16 protein-coding genes are annotated in these 16,118 nt (G+C 59.8%); 7 read left to right on the top strand and 9 right to left on the bottom strand.

Annotated features, from left to right (window positions below; translation table 11 throughout):
- Window positions 1-15 precede the first annotated feature (15 nt).
- The 7 genes from leuS to TSA66_RS14645 all read right to left on the bottom strand — a co-directional run bounded on the left by leuS (window position 16) and on the right by TSA66_RS14645 (window position 6,350).
- The gene (leuS, locus tag TSA66_RS14675; protein WP_040040521.1) at window positions 16-2,655 is read right to left on the bottom strand and encodes a leucine--tRNA ligase; all 2,640 of its coding nucleotides are present in this window, start codon (window positions 2,653-2,655) and stop codon (window positions 16-18) included.
- Between the two features lie 95 nt (window positions 2,656-2,750).
- Window positions 2,751-3,077 carry a barstar family protein gene (locus tag TSA66_RS14670; RefSeq protein ID WP_040040520.1) on the bottom strand — a complete coding sequence of 109 codons (327 nt, stop codon included), beginning with the start codon at window positions 3,075-3,077 and terminating at the stop codon, window positions 2,751-2,753.
- Window positions 3,078-3,080: 3 nt separating this feature from the next.
- Window positions 3,081-3,509 carry an ExbD/TolR family protein gene (locus TSA66_RS14665; protein ID WP_040040519.1) on the bottom strand — a complete coding sequence of 143 codons (429 nt, stop codon included), beginning with the start codon at window positions 3,507-3,509 and terminating at the stop codon, window positions 3,081-3,083.
- A gap of 18 nt (window positions 3,510-3,527) precedes the next feature.
- Entirely contained in the window at window positions 3,528-4,205 is a 678-nt protein-coding gene (locus TSA66_RS14660; protein WP_040040518.1) for a MotA/TolQ/ExbB proton channel family protein, read from the bottom strand.
- Window positions 4,206-4,224: 19 nt separating this feature from the next.
- Window positions 4,225-4,920 (bottom strand): energy transducer TonB, encoded by a 696-nt coding sequence (locus tag TSA66_RS28020; RefSeq protein WP_052452337.1) that lies wholly within the window; start codon window positions 4,918-4,920, stop codon window positions 4,225-4,227.
- A 44-nt stretch (window positions 4,921-4,964) separates the two neighbouring features.
- Window positions 4,965-5,771: a 4-hydroxy-tetrahydrodipicolinate reductase gene (gene dapB, locus TSA66_RS14650; protein WP_040040517.1), complete on the bottom strand. Its 807-nt coding sequence runs from the start codon at window positions 5,769-5,771 to the stop codon at window positions 4,965-4,967.
- 15 nt (window positions 5,772-5,786) lie between these two features.
- Complete coding sequence (locus TSA66_RS14645) at window positions 5,787-6,350, bottom strand: outer membrane protein assembly factor BamE (RefSeq protein ID WP_040040516.1); 564 nt, start codon at window positions 6,348-6,350, stop codon at window positions 5,787-5,789.
- 83 nt (window positions 6,351-6,433) lie between these two features.
- Here TSA66_RS14645 and fur point away from each other — a divergent pair, with 83 nt between their 5' ends.
- Both fur and TSA66_RS14635 read left to right on the top strand, forming a co-directional pair.
- On the top strand, window positions 6,434-6,865 hold the full coding sequence (gene fur, locus TSA66_RS14640; protein ID WP_040040515.1) for a ferric iron uptake transcriptional regulator: 432 nt from the start codon (window positions 6,434-6,436) through the stop codon (window positions 6,863-6,865).
- A gap of 91 nt (window positions 6,866-6,956) precedes the next feature.
- Window positions 6,957-7,328: a PilZ domain-containing protein gene (locus TSA66_RS14635; RefSeq protein ID WP_157691701.1), complete on the top strand. Its 372-nt coding sequence runs from the start codon at window positions 6,957-6,959 to the stop codon at window positions 7,326-7,328.
- A 5-nt stretch (window positions 7,329-7,333) separates the two neighbouring features.
- Here TSA66_RS14635 and hrcA read toward each other — a convergent pair whose 3' ends face one another.
- Together hrcA and TSA66_RS14625 are read right to left on the bottom strand one after the other, a co-directional pair.
- Window positions 7,334-8,356 carry a heat-inducible transcriptional repressor HrcA gene (gene hrcA, locus TSA66_RS14630; RefSeq protein WP_040040513.1) on the bottom strand — a complete coding sequence of 341 codons (1,023 nt, stop codon included), beginning with the start codon at window positions 8,354-8,356 and terminating at the stop codon, window positions 7,334-7,336.
- A gap of 74 nt (window positions 8,357-8,430) precedes the next feature.
- Window positions 8,431-9,141 (bottom strand): HAD family hydrolase, encoded by a 711-nt coding sequence (locus TSA66_RS14625; RefSeq protein ID WP_084200010.1) that lies wholly within the window; start codon window positions 9,139-9,141, stop codon window positions 8,431-8,433.
- Window positions 9,142-9,223: 82 nt separating this feature from the next.
- Between TSA66_RS14625 and TSA66_RS14620 the strand changes: the two genes are divergently transcribed.
- The 5 genes from TSA66_RS14620 (at window position 9,224) to dnaK (ending at window position 16,031) form a co-directional block, all read left to right on the top strand.
- Window positions 9,224-10,138 carry an NAD kinase gene (locus TSA66_RS14620; RefSeq protein ID WP_040040511.1) on the top strand — a complete coding sequence of 305 codons (915 nt, stop codon included), beginning with the start codon at window positions 9,224-9,226 and terminating at the stop codon, window positions 10,136-10,138.
- 36 nt (window positions 10,139-10,174) lie between these two features.
- Window positions 10,175-11,821: a DNA repair protein RecN gene (gene recN, locus TSA66_RS14615; protein WP_040040510.1), complete on the top strand. Its 1,647-nt coding sequence runs from the start codon at window positions 10,175-10,177 to the stop codon at window positions 11,819-11,821.
- A gap of 73 nt (window positions 11,822-11,894) precedes the next feature.
- Window positions 11,895-12,992, top strand: a complete 1,098-nt coding sequence (hemH, locus tag TSA66_RS14610) for a ferrochelatase (RefSeq protein WP_408639485.1) — start codon at window positions 11,895-11,897, stop codon at window positions 12,990-12,992.
- A 420-nt stretch (window positions 12,993-13,412) separates the two neighbouring features.
- On the top strand, window positions 13,413-13,997 hold the full coding sequence (gene grpE, locus TSA66_RS14605; protein ID WP_084200008.1) for a nucleotide exchange factor GrpE: 585 nt from the start codon (window positions 13,413-13,415) through the stop codon (window positions 13,995-13,997).
- Window positions 13,998-14,084: 87 nt separating this feature from the next.
- The gene (gene dnaK / locus TSA66_RS14600; RefSeq protein WP_040040508.1) at window positions 14,085-16,031 is read left to right on the top strand and encodes a molecular chaperone DnaK; all 1,947 of its coding nucleotides are present in this window, start codon (window positions 14,085-14,087) and stop codon (window positions 16,029-16,031) included.
- Window positions 16,032-16,118 lie beyond the last annotated feature (87 nt).

The raw sequence follows: 16,118 nt of genomic DNA, 5'->3' as shown, positions 1-16,118 counted from the left end.
GGCATTCCGATTCGATCAGGCTACGATGTTGACGAGCTTGCCGGGCACGATGATCACTTTCTTCGGTGTGCCTTCGACAAATTTCTTTACGTTTTCATTTGCCAGCGCAGCGGCTTCGATCGCGGCCTTGTCGGCTGCTTTCGGCACCTTCACGCTGCCGCGCAGCTTGCCGTTGACCTGGACCACCAGTTCGATTTCCGCCTGTTCGAGCGCGCCTGCGTCGACTTGCGGCCATGGCGCATCGAGGATGTCGCCGTGTACTTTGGCAAAGCCGAGTTCGTTCCACAGCACGGAAGTGATGTGCGGCGCCACCGGGCTGAGCAGTCGCAGGAAGATGGACAATGCTTCGCTGGCGACGGCCGCGCCCGAATCGTCGAGCTTGGCGTCTTCCAGCGTGTTGAGCATCTTCATGCAGGCCGACACGACAGTGTTGTACTGCAGGCGCTTATAGTCGTGCTCGGCTTGTTGCAGGATCTTGTACACTTCGCGCCGCAACGCCTTCTGCTGCTCGTTCAAGGCGGAGGCGTCGAGCGCGCCGGCTGCCGCAATGCGGACCGACTGCGCATGCGCGTAGGTCCAGACGCGGCGCAGGAAGCGGTGCGCGCCTTCCACGCCGGCGTCGTTCCATTCCAGCGTCTGCTCCGGCGGCGAGGCGAACATCACGAACAGGCGCGCGGTGTCGGCGCCGTACTGGTCGATCAGCTCCTGCGGATCGACGCCGTTGTTCTTCGACTTCGACATCGTCGTCATTTCGTATTCGAGCGGCGTGCCGTCCTTCTTCAGCTTGCCGCCGACGATCTGGCCGTGCTCGTTGGTGATGACGTCGACTTCATGTTCCCAGTAGTAGTTCTTGCCGGCGTCGGCCGGCTTGTGGAAAAACGCGCCTTTCAACACCATGCCCTGCGTGAGCAGGTTGACGAAGGGTTCGTCGATCTTCACCAGCGCCAGGTCGCGCATGACCTTGGTCCAGAAGCGCGCATACAGCAGGTGCAGGATCGCATGCTCGATGCCGCCGATGTACTGGTCCATCGGCATCCAGTAATCGGTGCCGCCGGCGACCATCTTTTCGTTGTTGGTCGGATCACAGTAGCGCATGAAATACCACGACGAATCGACGAAGGTATCCATGGTGTCGGTCTCGCGCCGCGCCGGCTTGCCGCAGCACGGGCAGTCGACTTTCAGGAAATCCTCGCGCTTGTTGAGCGGATTGCCGGTGCCGTCCGGTACGCAATCCTGCGGCAGCACGACCGGCAAGTCCTTTTCCGGCACCGGGACGGAACCGCAATCGTCGCAGTGGATGATCGGAATCGGCGTGCCCCAGTAGCGCTGGCGGGAGATGCCCCAGTCGCGCAGGCGCCAGGTAGTCTTCTTCTCGCCGTTACCCTTGACGGCCAGGTCGGCAGCGATCTTGTCGACGGCGGCCTTGTAGCTCAGGCCGTCATACGCGCCGGAGTTGACCGTCACGCCACGCTGCTTGTCGCCATACCATTCCTGCCAGGCGTCGGTCGAATAGCTTTCTCCTTCCACCGCGATGACTTGCTTGATCGGCAGGTTGTACTTTTTCGCGAACGCAAAATCGCGCTCGTCGTGCGCCGGCACGCCCATCACGGCGCCGTCGCCGTAACTCATCAGCACGTAGTTGCCGACCCAGACTTCGACTTGCGCACCGGTCAGCGGATGGGTGACGAACAGTCCGGTCGGCATGCCTTCCTTCTCGCGCAGCGCGAGTTCGGCTTCGGTGGTGCCGCCTTTCTTGCATTCCTCGATGAAGGCGGCCAGCTTCGGGTTCGAGGCTGCCGCATGCGTGGCGAGCGGATGCTCCGGCGCCACGGCGCAGAAGGTCACGCCCATGATGGTGTCGGCGCGCGTCGTGAAGACGAACATCTTGCCTTCCTGGATCAGCTTGCCTTCGCCATCCTTGATGTCGTGCGAGAAGGCGAAGCGCACGCCTTCGCTCTTGCCGATCCAGTTTTCCTGCATCAGGCGCACGCGCTCCGGCCAGCCGGGCAGCTTGTTGGCGACGCAGTCGAGCAGTTCTTCGGCGTAATCGGTGATCTTCAGGTAGTAGCCCGGGATTTCGCGCTTTTCGACCAGCGCGCCGGTGCGCCAGCCGCGGCCGTCGATCACCTGTTCATTGGCGAGCACGGTCTGATCGACCGGGTCCCAGTTCACGATCTGGGTCTTGCGGTAGGCAATGCCTTTTTTCAGCATCTTCAGGAACAGCCACTGGTTCCACTTGTAGTAGCTTGGATCGCAGGTGGCAACTTCGCGCGACCAGTCGATCGCTAGACCCATCGCCTGCATCTGTTTCTTCATGTAGGCGATGTTGTCGTATGTCCACTGTGCCGGCGGTACTTTGTTCTTCAGCGCTGCATTTTCGGCGGGCAGGCCGAATGCGTCCCAGCCCATCGGCATCAGGACGTTGTAGCCATTCATGCGCAGAAAGCGCGTCAACATGTCGTTGATCGTGTAATTGCGCACATGCCCCATGTGCAGCTTGCCCGAAGGGTAGGGCAGCATCGAGCAAGCATAGAATTTCTTCTTGTCGCGGCCGTTCTTGTCTTTCGCGTGTTCGACGGTCTTGTACGCGTCGATGGCGCGCCAGTGGTCTTGCGCCGCTTTTTCGACGTCGGCGGGGAGATATTTTTCTTGCATGACGGATGAGGCTGAGAAAGTGGATTTGAACCCGCCATTATACTGGTTCGGCACCGGCTGTTACCGCCGTGGCAGGGCTGAAATTCGTCGAAAAATCAACGAAGAAGGAGGCTGAGTGCCGGTTTTTCGCCGTTTTCCGCGTAACGCTCGTTGACGGCGGCGACGCAGTCGATCAGCGCGTCAAGGATTTCAGGTGCTTGGCGCCGCAGAATGCCGGCACAGAGCACCTCGACGTCGAGCGCCTCGTCCGGTCCCAGCATCAACTGGGACATGCCGTCGCCGTCGCGTAGGGTACTCAGGCAGTCGATCCAGGCATCCATGTTACGTCCGTAAAACTCGGGAAAACCGAACGCCGACTGGCTTTCACGATGAAAGTCTTGCCAGTTGCGGATCTCCATCCCGTTCAGGCGCGCGGTCGGCATCGCTTACTTTTTCGGCGCTTCTTTCGAGTCGGTCACGAATCCCATCTTGGTCATGCCGTTGGTCTGCGCCGCAGACATGACCTGGGCAATGATTTCATAGCGCGTCGCCTTGTCGGCACGCAGCTGCAATTCCGGCTGCGGCTGCTTCTTTGCCGCGTCCCCCAGCTTGGCATCGAGATCCTTTTGCTCGATCGGATCGTTGTTCCAGAAGATCCTGCCTTCGCCGTTGATCGATAGCGAAATCGTCTCCGGTTTTTCCGGCGCCGGTGCCGATTGCGCCGCCGGCAGATCCAGCTTGATCGCGTGCGTAAACAGTGGCGCGGTGATGATGAAAATCACCAGCAGCACCAGCATTACGTCCACCATCGGCGTGACGTTGATGTCCGCCATCGGGGCGCCCTGTTTGTCGTTGTTGAATCCGCCGAATGCCATGATTTTGCTCCGGATTGATTATTTGCCGACGCGCGCGCCGGTTGTTAGGTAGGCGTGCAAGTCGTGCGCGAACGCGTCCAGTTCCGCCAGCGTCACGCGGTTGACACGGGTGAATGCGTTATAGGCGAGCACCGCGGGAATCGCGACCACCAGGCCGAGCGCAGTCATGATCAGCGCTTCGCCGACCGGGCCGGCCACCTTGTCGATCTGCACCGTGCCGGCAGTCGACACCGCCACCAGCGCATGATAAATGCCCCACACCGTGCCGAACAATCCAACGAATGGGGCGGTCGAGCCGACCGAGGCCAGCAGCGTCAATCCGCTTTCCAGGCGCGAGGACACGCGGTTGATTTCCTGGCGCAGCGTACGGGTGATCAGTTCACCCTGGTCGACGTTCGCATTGAGCGAGCCGGCCTGGGACCGCACGTTGGCCGCTTGCACGCTTTGCGCGGCGAGCGGCGTGTAGACGTTCTCGCTGTCGGCGTTCTTGACCACGGCGATCGCATCATCGAGCGTGGGCGCCTTCCAGAAGCCTTCGAGCGCGCCCGCGCTCCTGCGGATGCGCCACGAGCTCCACGCCTTCGAAAAAATGTAATACCAGCTGACCACCGACATCGACAGCAGCAGGTAGGCGACCGAGTGCGTGACGACATCGCCCTGAGCCCAGTAATGCGCGAATCCGAGAGTTTGGTTCATGGTTGTTTGAGCCTTGATCCTAATCGTGTAATTGAAATGTGACCGGCAAGTTGAACGAGTCGGACACCGGCTTGCCGTCCAGTGTCGCCGGCCGATAGGTGATCGACTTCGCAAGGTCGATCGCAGCCGTATCGAGCAGCGGGTAGCCGCTGCCCTTTTTTAATTCTACCTTCTCGGCGCGGCCTGCCGGTGATACGGTGACATGAAGCAGGACAGTGCCCTGGTCTCCGTATCGCTTTGCCTGGCGCGGATACCACTTTTCCGTTTCGGTGGCCAGGTAGGTAGGATCGACGAAAACGCCGCGTTTGACGGGCGCGGCCGGCGCAGTTGCCGCGGGTGCTGGTGGCGCAGTGTTATTGGAGCGCGCGGGTGCCGGTGCTGCATCTGGACTCGGTTGCGCCGTCGGTGCGGGGGCTTCCGGCGTCTTGGCTGGGGCGGCCGGCTGCTCGCGCGGTTGCGGTTTTGGCTTAGGGATCGTCCGGGGTTTGTGCTCGTGCACCGGCCTTTGCGGTAGTGGCTCCGGTTGCACCGGAGTGGCGGGTGACTTTTCTGCGGCCTTGGGCTGTTCTCGCAATAGCTGCACCTGTACCTGGGCAGGCCTGCGCGGTGGTACGTTGTGTTGACCCGCGCGCAGGCCATTGATTGCGAGAGCGATCAATGCCGCGTGCAGTGCTGCCGCGGCCAAGGCAAATAGCGATGAAGAGGCGGGTTTCATGCCGCTTGATCGCCCCGCTCATGCATGATATTTCAGGCCCAGTATTATTTCAGACCCAGTACGTCCTGCATGTCGAACAGGCCGGTTTTCTTGTCCGCGAGGAAGCGTGTCGCACGCAGGCTGCCGAGCGCATAGCTGACCCGGCTGGACGACTTGTGCGAAATCTCGATGCGCTCGCCGATGCCGGCGAACAGGACGGTATGGTCGCCCACGATGTCGCCGCCGCGAATCGTCGCAAAGCCGATCGACGACGGATCGCGCTCGCCGGTTACGCCTTCGCGCGCGTAGACGGCGACATCCATCAGGTCGCGACCGAGAGCGTCGGCGATGACTTCGCCCATCTTGAGCGCGGTGCCGGACGGTGCGTCGACCTTGTGCCGATGGTGCGCCTCGATGATTTCGATGTCGTAGCCGTGCGAAAAACTCTTCGCCGCCAGTTCCAGCAATTTCATCGTGACGTTCACCCCGACGCTCATGTTGGGAGCGAACACGATTGCGGTTTTTTGGGCTGCGGCAGCGATGGCGGCCTTGCCTGCCTCATCGAATCCGGTGGTGCCGATAATCATCTTGATACCGTGCGCCGCACAGTATGCCAGATGCTTCAGCGTGCCTTCCGGACGGGTGAAGTCGATCAGGTAATCGGCGTTGGCCAATCCCTTGCCTAGGTCCGCTTCGATCGGGACTCCGGCAGGCTTGCCGAGAAAGGCTGCGGCGTCGCTGCCAAGGCTGGGCGCGGCGGCGACGTCGAGTGCGCCAGCCAAAGTGACATCCTCGGCGTTTTGAATGGCTTCGATCAGCATGCGGCCCATGCGGCCGGATGCACCTGCTACGGCGATTTTTAATTGAGTCATGTGCTGCCCGTTGAATTATTTTCCTTGTTGGGTCGCGCCTGGTGCGGACCCCGCGATCAATGCCAGGTATTCCTGCTCGGTGGGGAGCAGTCCGCCCTCGATGCGTACCAGCCGGTTATCCTTGAAAAAGACGGTGACGCGGCTCGAAATGATTTCGCCGCTGCGCTTTTTCAGACGGAAGACGTAATCCCAGCGGTCGGCGTGAAAGATGTCGGTCAGCAAGGGCGTACCCAATGCGAAGCGTACTTGCTCGCGCGTAATCGCTTCCTTGCGCTGCATGCCTTCCTTGAGCTGGGTCACCATTTCGCGCGAGACGAAGTTGCCTTGCTGGACGTCGACCCGATACGGCGTGAAGATGCCGAGGAAGCGACGGATTCCTGTTGGCGTGCCGGTAGTCACGGCGGCAGTGTCGTCGGCAGGTTTTGCCTCGGTTTTCTGCGCTTGCTGTTCGGGCGCCTTGCTGGCAATGGCCGGCTCATCGATCAAGGGATTTTTCGATGCGCACCCGGCCAGGCAGGCGGCAACCAGGCAAAGCGCGCCGGCGAGGGCTGGTGTACGATCAATGCGGGAGAAATTCATTCTTCTAAAGGATTCTCAATTCGTTGAGCAATTGGGCCAAAACACTATATGATAAAGCAGATATCTGAAATCCGACCAACAACATGCCTAGCAATCCTTCCGAGCTGAAAGCCAGTGGCCTCAAGGCGACCCTTCCGAGACTGAAGATTCTTGAGATATTCCAGAACAGTCAGGTACGTCATCTGAGCGCCGAAGACGTTTACAAGATCTTGTTGACCGAAAATATGGACGTCGGCCTGGCGACGGTTTATCGCGTGCTTACCCAGTTCGAACAGGCGGGTTTGTTACATCGAAATCACTTTGAAACCGGCAAGGCGGTGTTTGAACTGAATGAAGGCTCGCACCACGACCATCTGGTTTGCCTGGACTGCGGCCGCGTCGAAGAATTCTTCGACGACGAAATCGAAAAGCGCCAGCAGCGCGTAGCCAAGGAACGCGGCTTTGACATCGCCGAACATGCATTGGCGCTGTACGGGCATTGCATCAAGACTGACTGCCCGCATCGCAACCGTTAAGCGCTCGCTTTACTCGCCGTTTTCCAACGGTGTTCAGCCAAAGGCCTCGCCAGCGCTCCATCCGGCATTGCACCGATGCTAGGCGGTAGTATTGAAGGGCTCGCGCGTCCCGAACAAAAATAATATTTGCAATTTGATAATGAAAATCGAAGCAAGAAGTTTGCCGCGCAAGATATTCCGGTGCCACGCCAAGCTCATCCTGCCGGGGCGGTCGCCGCTGTCATGCCGCACCATGGATCTTTCGCTCAGCGGCTTGAGCCTGTTCTTTTCCGAGCAGCTGAAGGCGGGGCAGGCATGTACCGTGGCGTTTGAAGCGCCGTTGACTGGAAAGCACGTGCCGGTCGTGTTAGGCGCAAAAGTTATCTACAGTATCTTGAGCGGCACGGACGGCTTCAGAACGGGAGTTCAGTTCATGCAGCTTGATGCGGCAAATGAAAAGATCATTGCCGAACTGATGGCGTAACACTTCTAGGAGTGGCTTAGCGCGCTCGACAGAAGTTTGGCCGTGATATCGACGATCGGGATCACGCGCTCGTACGCCATGCGGGTCGGCCCGATCACGCCAAGCGTGCCGACGATCCTGCCGTTCACCTCATACGGTGCCGTCACCACGCTCATTTCATCGACCGGCACCAGCTGGGATTCGCCACCGATGAAAATCTGCACGCCGCTTGCCTTGCTCGATACGTCGAGCAACTGCATCAGGCTGGTTTTTTGCTCGAACAGGTCGAACAGCTTGCGCAGCGATGTCATGTTGGATGCGAGATCCGTCACGCTCAATAGATTGCGTTCGCCGGAAATCACCACGTCGTCGGAACTCTCAGCCATCGCGTCACTGCCGGCCTCGACTGCAGCCTGCATCAGGCGCGTCATGTCGTCGCGCAGCTGGCGCAGCTCGCCTTGGAGGCGGGCGCGCACGTCGTCGAAGCTGGCCCCGGCGTAGTGCTGGTTGATGTAGTTGGCTGCCTGAACCAGCTGTGCCGGCGTGTAGTCGACGTCGGTCAGCAGCAGTCGGTTCTGCACATCGCCGTTGGGGGCGACGATCACCAGCAGGATGCGCTTTTCGGACAGGCGCAGGAATTCGATCTGCTGGAACACCGATTCATGGCGTGGCGTCATCACGACGCCGGCGAACTGGGACAGCGATGACAGGACCTGCGCGGCATTGGCAATGATCTTTTGCTGCGAGGCGGTATGCAGGCGCGGCTGCAGCTTCGATTCGACGGTGGTTTCATCGATCTGCTGCACGGTCAGCAGGGTGTCGACGAACACCCGGTAGCCGCGCGGAGTCGGCACGCGGCCGGCGGACGTGTGCGGACTGGCGACGAATCCCATTTCTTCCAGATCCGCCATGATGTTGCGAATCGTGGCCGGCGACAGGTCTAGGCCGGAGATTTTCGATAGCGCACGCGAACCGACCGGCTGGCCGTCGGCAATATACCGTTCAACCAATGCCTTAAGTAATGTTTGTGCACGAGAATCGAGTTGCATATCGTTATTTTAGCGAGCCGCTGCAGTGGGAACCAGTGTTGTTGCAATCAAGCCTGATTCAGGCTCGATTGTTGTTAGACTTCTATTATCCGCTTGTATATCCATTGTTCCAGCTCAATAAAGCTATTGCAGATGGCGTCCGGGCACACATGGGCGGGTAGCTTTCGCGCCGGTGCCAGTTCCGGGCGGTTAATCCAGATGCCTTGCAACCCGGCTTGTTGTGCGCCTTGTACGTCAAGCAAGGGATCGTCGCCCACGTACACCGCTTCCTGCGGTGCCACGCCCATCGCTTCGCAGGCTGCGTGAAAAATGGCGGTGTCGGGCTTGGCGCAGCCAATCCGGTACGCTGCCAGAGATGCATGGAAATAATGCGCAATACCGATCGCTTCGAGGTCGGCCACCCCATTCGACACCGATCCCAGCGGCACCAAGCCGCGCAGTCGCGCCAGCGTCGGCAGGACGTCGTCGAACGGCGTCACCTGATTTCGCGCGTGCGAGAAGATTTCCATCGCCTTGTCGACCAGTGCCACATCCTCGCCGGCATTCAGAAATGCTTCGGTTAATCCGGCATGGCGCAGGCGGCGCAAATCCAGTTGGTAAACCGGGTCGGTTGCCATCAGTTGCTGGCGTCGCGCACGCAGGCTCTCGATCGAAAACTGGCTGGCGATGGCGGGGGCATGATCGGCCAGCCAATCGAACAGGATGTGCTCCGCGCGCTCGATGACCGGAACGATCGGCCACAGCGTATCGTCGAGATCAAACAGAACGGCTTTGATAGCAGGCATATGCATCCATATTGGTACTAAATGATTCGTTTCAACGAGAGGCTTGTGTAACAGTCAGCCAATTTATGGTCTAATCTGCTGCATGTTGCCTTCCAAGCCACTTGCTCCGCCTGCTGCCTTCAAGACCATCGCCATCGTCGGCAAGTATATGGCAGGTATTGCCGAATCCTTGTCGGAGGTTGCCGCCTTTCTCGTTGCATCGGGACACGATGTTGTTTTTGAGGCTGCTACCGCACAAACTGTCGGGCTGAGCAATGCCGTCGCGATGACGCCTGCCGAGATTGGGAAACACGCGGATGTGGCCATCGTGCTCGGTGGCGACGGTACCATGCTCGGCATCGCGCGCCAGCTTGCGCCATACAATGTGCCCTTGATCGGCATTAATCAGGGCAGGCTTGGCTTCATGACCGATATTTCCCAGGAAGGCATGATCCCGCTGCTGGCCGATATGCTTGAAGGTAAGCTGGAGTCGGAGCAGCGCGCCTTGCTGGAAGGCTCCGTGCTGCGCAATGGTGAAATGATTTTTCATGCGCTGGCGTTCAATGATGTCGTCGTGTCGCGCGGCGCCACTTCCGGCATGGCGGAATTGCAAGTCGAGGTCGATGGACGCTTCATGTACAACCAGCGTTCGGATGGCCTGATTGTTTCCACGCCAACCGGTTCCACCGCTTATGCATTGTCGGCCGGCGGCCCCTTGCTGCATCCCAGTCTTTCCGGCATCGTGCTGGTGCCGATTGCGCCGCATGCCTTGTCCAATCGTCCCATCGTCGTGCCCGACTCCAGTTCGATCGTGATCGAGATCATGGGAGGGCGCGACATCAGTGTTAATTTCGACATGCAGTCGCTCGCCAGCCTGCAGCACCACGATCGCATCGTGGTGCGGCGTTCGGCTCACACCATTACCTTCCTGCATCCGCAAGGCTGGAGTTATTACCATACCCTACGGGAAAAGCTTCACTGGAACGAGTACCCGTCCGTGGCAGGGCAGTTAAAATAGCGGGTTTGTTTTCGCCACATCGAATAAGCACTCCACATGCTGCGCACACTTTCCATTCGCGATTTTGTGATCGTCGATTCCCTCGAGCTTGAGTTCGCGCCCGGATTCACGGTTCTCACCGGCGAGACCGGCGCCGGCAAATCGATCCTGATCGATGCGCTTGCACTCACATTGGGCGGCCGCGGCGATGCCAGCGTGGTGCGAGAAGGCGCAGCGAAAGCCGACATCACCGCCGAGTTTTCCACGCACGGAGAAGTCGACTCCTGGCTCGCCGACAATGAATTCGGCAACGACGACGGCGGCGTGCTGCTGCGCCGCGTGATCGACAATTCCGGCCGCTCCAAGGCCTTCATCAACGGCATCAGCGCCACGGCGGCGCAATTGCGCGAGCTGGGCGAAATGCTGGTCGATATCCATGGTCAGCACGCCCACCAGTCGCTGCTCAAAGCCGATGCGCAGCGCGTGCTGCTCGACAGCCAGGCCGGTCTGCTGGATGAGGCAAAGGCCGTCGGCACCGCGTACAAGGCATGGCGCGCGCTGGCCAAGCAGCGCGAAGAATTCGAGGTCAATGCCAGGAATGTCATGCTGGAGCGCGAGCGCCTCGAGTGGCAGGTCGGCGAGCTGGAAAAGCTCGCGGTCAAGCCGGGCGAGTGGACCGACATCAGCAACGAACACAGCCGCCTGTCGCATGCCGCCAGCCTGATCGAGGGCGCGCAGGAAGCGCTGAACGCGATCTCCGAAGCCGACAACCCGATGCTGTCGCAGTTGTCCGCGCTGACCCAGAAGCTGGGCAAGCTGGCCGATGTCGATGCGGCGCTCAAGCCGGTGCTCGAAGCGCTGGAGCCGGCGCGCATCCAGCTGCAGGAAGCGGTGTATTCGCTCAACGATTATCTCGGCCGCGTCGAGCTCGATCCGGAACGCCTGCAGGCAGTGGAGGCGCGCCTGGAAGCGATTCATTCCACCGCCCGCAAGTTCCGTGTCGCCCCTGACGACTTGCCGCAGGAATTTGCAACGCTGTCGGCGCAGTTGCGGCAACTGGCCGACGCCAGCGATCTGGACGCTATGCGTGTTCAGGAAGACAAGCTCAAGGCGGCTTACATGACTGCCGCGCAAAAATTGTCCAAGGCGCGTGCCGCGGCAGCTAGGACATTGAGCGATGCGGTGACAGCCGCCATGCAGGAGTTGAGCATGGCGGGCGGGCGCTTCGAAGTCGCGCTCAACCATTGCGAGCCTGCCGCTCATGGGCTGGAACAGGTGGAGTTCATGGTGGCCGGGCACGCCGGCACCAGTGCGCGTCCGCTGGCGAAGATTGCCTCGGGCGGTGAACTGGCACGGATTTCCCTGGCCATTTCCGTAATTACTTCCAGCGCGACCACCACGCCGACCCTGATTTTCGACGAGGTCGACAGCGGCATCGGCGGCGGCGTCGCGGAAGTCGTTGGACGTTTGCTGAAAAGGCTGGGGCAGGAACGGCAGGTATTGTGCGTGACGCACTTGCCGCAGGTGGCGAGCCAGGCAAATCAGCATTTCCAAGTTGCCAAGCGCAACGTCGACGGCCGCACGGTATCGAGCATCGAACCGTTGGACAGCAAGGAGCGCATCGAAGAGATTGCGCGCATGCTCGGCGGCCTCGAAATCACGGCGACCACGCGCAAGCATGCGCGGGAGTTGCTGGCATCCTAAACCACGCAGGAAGCCTACCGGCTTCATGATTCGATATATCGGCAGGAAAGGATAGGCAAACGCAATGCGTCCCATGCAGGAACCCACGTATACCCACGGCGCCGTGGCCAAGACCGCGGTCGTGCTGGTCAATCTCGGCACCCCGGATGCGCCGACCGCCTCGGCCGTGCGGCGCTACCTGAAGCAATTCCTGTCCGACCCCCGCGTGGTTGAAATTCCCAGGGCGGCTTGGTGGTTCATCCTCAATGGCATCATCTTGCCGCTGCGCTCGCGCAAATCCGCAGCAAAATATGCATCGATCTGGACCAGCGAAGGATCGCCGCTCAAGCTCCACACCGAAAAACAGGCCGTGCTGTTGCGCGGCTACATGGGCGAGCGCGGCCACGACGTGCAGGTTGCATATGCGATGCGTTACGGCACTCCGGCGCTGCCGGATGTGCTGGCAAAACTGAAGGCCGATGGCTGCGACCGCATACTGATCCTGCCGGCCTATCCGCAATATTCGGGCACGACTACGGCATCCATCTTCGACGCGGTATTCAGCCACTACACGAACATCCGGAATATCCCTGAGCTGCGCCTGGTGAAGCATTACCACGACCACGAAGCTTATATCCAGGCGCTCAAGAAGTCGGTGCTCGCCTACTGGGAGATGCACGCGCGCCCGGACAAGCTGGTGATGAGCTTTCACGGCGTGCCGAAGCGGACCCTGATGCTGGGCGACCCGTATCATTGCGAGTGCCACAAAACGGCCCGCTTGCTTGCGGCCGAATTGAAGCTGGGCCTGGACCAGTACATCGTGACGTTCCAGTCGCGCTTCGGCAAGGCGGAGTGGCTGCAACCGTATACCGCGCCGACGCTCGTCAAGCTGGCGAAGGATGGCGTGCGGCGCGTCGATGTGCTGTGCCCCGGATTTACCAGCGACTGCCTGGAAACACTGGAAGAAATTGCGATGGAAGCCAAGCAGGACTTCCTGACCGCCGGCGGCAAGGAATTTCACTACATTCCTTGCCTGAACGAGACGCCCGCGTGGATCACGGCCCTGGCGGAAATCGCCGAGCAGCACCTCGTCGGATGGCCAACCATGCTGACGCCGATGATGCGCGAAGAGGCAAAGATGGCGGCGGAAGCGTCGCGCGAGCGGGCTAGGCTGCTGGGCGCAGGCAAATAGACAGTCCGGGCGCGCATCGCGCCTCACGAATGTCTTTGTGCCCGGATGAACACGCGCCTGCTTCTTCAGTACAGCGGTACCAGATTGGCTTGGCAAATCCAGGCGGTGGCGAGCAAGGTATAGGCGACGATCGACGCCGCGATAAGATGTAGCCGCATGATGCACTCCTTGCTACAGAGCAATAAAAAATTGCCGCCCTGTTAAGTACATCTTAGTTCGTTCCAAGCAGAATGCGATCCCCGGAACGCGTAAAGGATGTAACAAGAATTTACGCTTCCGGTCGACCCGGCACGGGCCAAAATCCTGCCAATAAATACATTATTCCCCTTGAAAAAGAGAGGAGTAACCCCATTTGAGGCGTTAGTTAACGCTAAGTTATTGATTGCTGGGGGATTTTTTGTGATGCAAGACCAAGAGAAAATGCAGGATCAAGTTGATCAGGCGCAAGCACAGCAGGCGCAGGAACAGACTGCACAGCCACAGGCTGAACAACAGAAAACCGAGCAGCCGAAGCAGGGCGATACCGAGGGGGGCGCGCAGCCGTCGTCCGGTTCCAGCTGGGAAGAGAAGCTGGCAGCCGCTGAAGCAAAGGCAGCTGAAATGCAGGATGCCTATTTGCGCGCCAAGGCCGATACTGAAAATATCCGCCGTCGCGCGCAGGACGATATTGCTAAGGCGCACAAGTTCGCAATTGAAAACTTCGCCGAAGCCCTGGTGCCTGTCAAGGACAGCCTGGAAATGGCGCTCAAGCTCGACACGCCGTCCGTGGAATCGCTGAAAGAAGGCGTGGAGATGACGCTCAAGCAGCTGTCGACCGCGTTCGAACGCAACCGCCTGCTTGAAATTAATCCGACGCCCGGCGAGAAGCTGGACCCGATGAAGCACCAGGCGATCTCCATGGTGCCGGCCCAGCAGGAAGCGAACACCATCGTCAATGTGCTACAGAAGGGGTACACGATTGCCGACCGTCTGTTGCGTCCAGCCTTGGTCACGGTAGCGCAATAAAAATAAGGTTTGAAAGTGCTTGAAACCGGCGCTTTGTTCCACATATACAACACATCAGACATCCAGCTTATTTAAAGGAATACAAACATGGGCAAGATCATTGGCATTGACTTGGGTACCACCAACTCCTGCGTCGCCATCATGGAAGGCGGCCAGCCGAAGGTTATCGAAAACTCCGAAGGTTCGCGCACTACGCCTTCCGTCGTCGCCTATCAGGATGACGGCGAGATCCTGGTCGGCGCGCCGGCCAAGCGCCAGGCGGTCACTAACCCGAAGAACACGCTGTACGCAGTCAAGCGCCTGATCGGCCGCAAGTTCGACGAGAAGGAAGTGCAGAAGGATATCAACCTGATGCCGTACCAGATCGTCAAGGCCGACAACGGCGACGCCTGGGTGCAGGTGCGCGACAAGAAGCTGGCGGCACAGCAGGTGTCGGCAGAAGTGCTGCGCAAGATGAAGAAGACCGCCGAAGATTACCTCGGCGAGGAAGTGACCGAAGCCGTCATTACCGTTCCGGCATACTTCAACGACGCGCAGCGCCAGGCAACCAAGGATGCCGGCCGTATCGCTGGCCTCGATGTGAAGCGCATCATCAATGAGCCGACCGCGGCGGCTCTCGCCTTCGGCCTGGACAAGAGTGGCAAGGGCGACCGCAAGATTGCTGTGTATGATCTGGGCGGCGGCACCTTCGATATCTCGATCATCGAAATCGCCGACGTCGAAGGCGAAATGCAGTTCGAAGTGCTGTCGACCAACGGCGACACCTTCCTCGGCGGCGAAGACTTCGACCAGCGCATCATCGATTACATCATTGACGAGTTCAAGAAGATCAACGGCCTCGACCTGTCGAAGGACGCGATCGCGCTGCAGCGCATCAAGGCATCCGCCGAGCGCGCCAAGATCGAGCTGTCGTCGTCGCAGCAAACTGAGATCAACGAGCCGTACATCGCGATGGCCAATGGCGCTCCGGTGCACCTGAACATGAAGATCACCCGTGCCAAGCTGGAATCGCTGGTCGAGGAGCTGATCACGCGCACCATCGAGCCGTGCCGCATCGCGATCAAGGACGCCGGCGTCAAGGTCTCCGACATTCAGGACGTGATCCTGGTCGGCGGTATGACCCGCATGCCGAAGGTACAAGAAAAGGTGAAGGAATTCTTCGGCCGCGATCCGCGCAAGGACGTCAACCCGGATGAAGCCGTGGCCGTCGGCGCCGCAATCCAGGGTTCTGTGCTGTCGGGCGACCGCAAGGACTTGCTGTTGTTGGACGTGACTCCGCTGTCGCTGGGTATCGAAACCCTGGGCGGCGTGATGACCAAGATGATCCAGAAGAACACCACGATTCCGACCAAGTTCAGCCAGGTGTTCTCGACTGCCGACGACAATCAGCCGGCCGTGACCATCAAGGTTTACCAGGGCGAGCGTGAAATGGCTTCCGGTAACAAGCTGCTGGGCGAGTTCAACCTCGAAGGCATTCCGCCGTCGCCGCGCGGCGTGCCGCAGATCGAGGTGACCTTTGACATCGACGCCAACGGTATCCTGCACGTCGGCGCGAAGGACAAGGCATCCGGCAAGGAAAACAAGATCACCATCAAGGCCAACTCCGGTCTGACCGAAGAGGAAATCCAGAAGATGGTGAAGGACGCCGAGCTGTACGCGGACGAGGACAAGAAACTGAAGGAACTGGCCGATGCCCGCAACCAGGGTGACGCGCTGGTGCACTCGACCCGCAAGGCGCTGACCGAGTACGGCGACAAGCTGGACTCCGGCGAGAAGGAAAAGATCGAAGCATCGATCAAGGACCTGGAAGAAGCCCTGAAGGGCAACGACAAGGCCGACATCGACGCCAAGGTCGCCGCGCTGTCGACTGCTTCGCAGAAGCTTGGCGAGAAGATGTATGCCGACATGCAGGCGCAGCAGGCAGGCGCTGCGGGTGCGGCTGCCGGTGCCGCAGGCGGTGCGGGCGCATCCGAATCCAAGCCGAAGGAAGAGGACGTCGTCGACGCCGACTTCAAGGAAGTCAAAGACAAGTAACATGCCTGCATCGCGGCATTCGCCGCGATGATCCGCCGAGCCGCTGCGATCGTTATGCGATCCTCGCTCGGCGTTTGTGTTTATGAT

The organism is Noviherbaspirillum autotrophicum, assembly GCF_000818395.1.
In the GTDB taxonomy this organism is placed as follows: Bacteria; Pseudomonadota; Gammaproteobacteria; order Burkholderiales; family Burkholderiaceae_D; genus Noviherbaspirillum; species Noviherbaspirillum autotrophicum.
The sequence above is the reverse complement of the archived record's forward strand: the minus strand, read 5'-3'. Positions and strand labels throughout refer to the sequence as shown.

Coding starts and splice junctions, on each gene's coding strand:
- fur (WP_040040515.1), top strand. CDS start 6,434: ATGCCTAGCAATCCTTCCGAGCTGAAAGCCAGTGGCCTCAAGGCGACC.
- leuS (WP_040040521.1), bottom strand. CDS start 2,655: ATGCAAGAAAAATATCTCCCCGCCGACGTCGAAAAAGCGGCGCAAGAC.
- TSA66_RS14660 (WP_040040518.1), bottom strand. CDS start 4,205: ATGAACCAAACTCTCGGATTCGCGCATTACTGGGCTCAGGGCGATGTC.
- TSA66_RS28020 (WP_052452337.1), bottom strand. CDS start 4,920: ATGAAACCCGCCTCTTCATCGCTATTTGCCTTGGCCGCGGCAGCACTG.
- TSA66_RS14625 (WP_084200010.1), bottom strand. CDS start 9,141: ATGCCTGCTATCAAAGCCGTTCTGTTTGATCTCGACGATACGCTGTGG.
- TSA66_RS14670 (WP_040040520.1), bottom strand. CDS start 3,077: ATGCCGACCGCGCGCCTGAACGGGATGGAGATCCGCAACTGGCAAGAC.
- TSA66_RS14620 (WP_040040511.1), top strand. CDS start 9,224: ATGTTGCCTTCCAAGCCACTTGCTCCGCCTGCTGCCTTCAAGACCATC.
- dapB (WP_040040517.1), bottom strand. CDS start 5,771: ATGACTCAATTAAAAATCGCCGTAGCAGGTGCATCCGGCCGCATGGGC.
- TSA66_RS14665 (WP_040040519.1), bottom strand. CDS start 3,509: ATGGCATTCGGCGGATTCAACAACGACAAACAGGGCGCCCCGATGGCG.
- recN (WP_040040510.1), top strand. CDS start 10,175: ATGCTGCGCACACTTTCCATTCGCGATTTTGTGATCGTCGATTCCCTC.
- hrcA (WP_040040513.1), bottom strand. CDS start 8,356: ATGCAACTCGATTCTCGTGCACAAACATTACTTAAGGCATTGGTTGAA.
- hemH (WP_408639485.1), top strand. CDS start 11,895: ATGCAGGAACCCACGTATACCCACGGCGCCGTGGCCAAGACCGCGGTC.
- TSA66_RS14645 (WP_040040516.1), bottom strand. CDS start 6,350: ATGAATTTCTCCCGCATTGATCGTACACCAGCCCTCGCCGGCGCGCTT.
- dnaK (WP_040040508.1), top strand. CDS start 14,085: ATGGGCAAGATCATTGGCATTGACTTGGGTACCACCAACTCCTGCGTC.
- grpE (WP_084200008.1), top strand. CDS start 13,413: ATGCAGGATCAAGTTGATCAGGCGCAAGCACAGCAGGCGCAGGAACAG.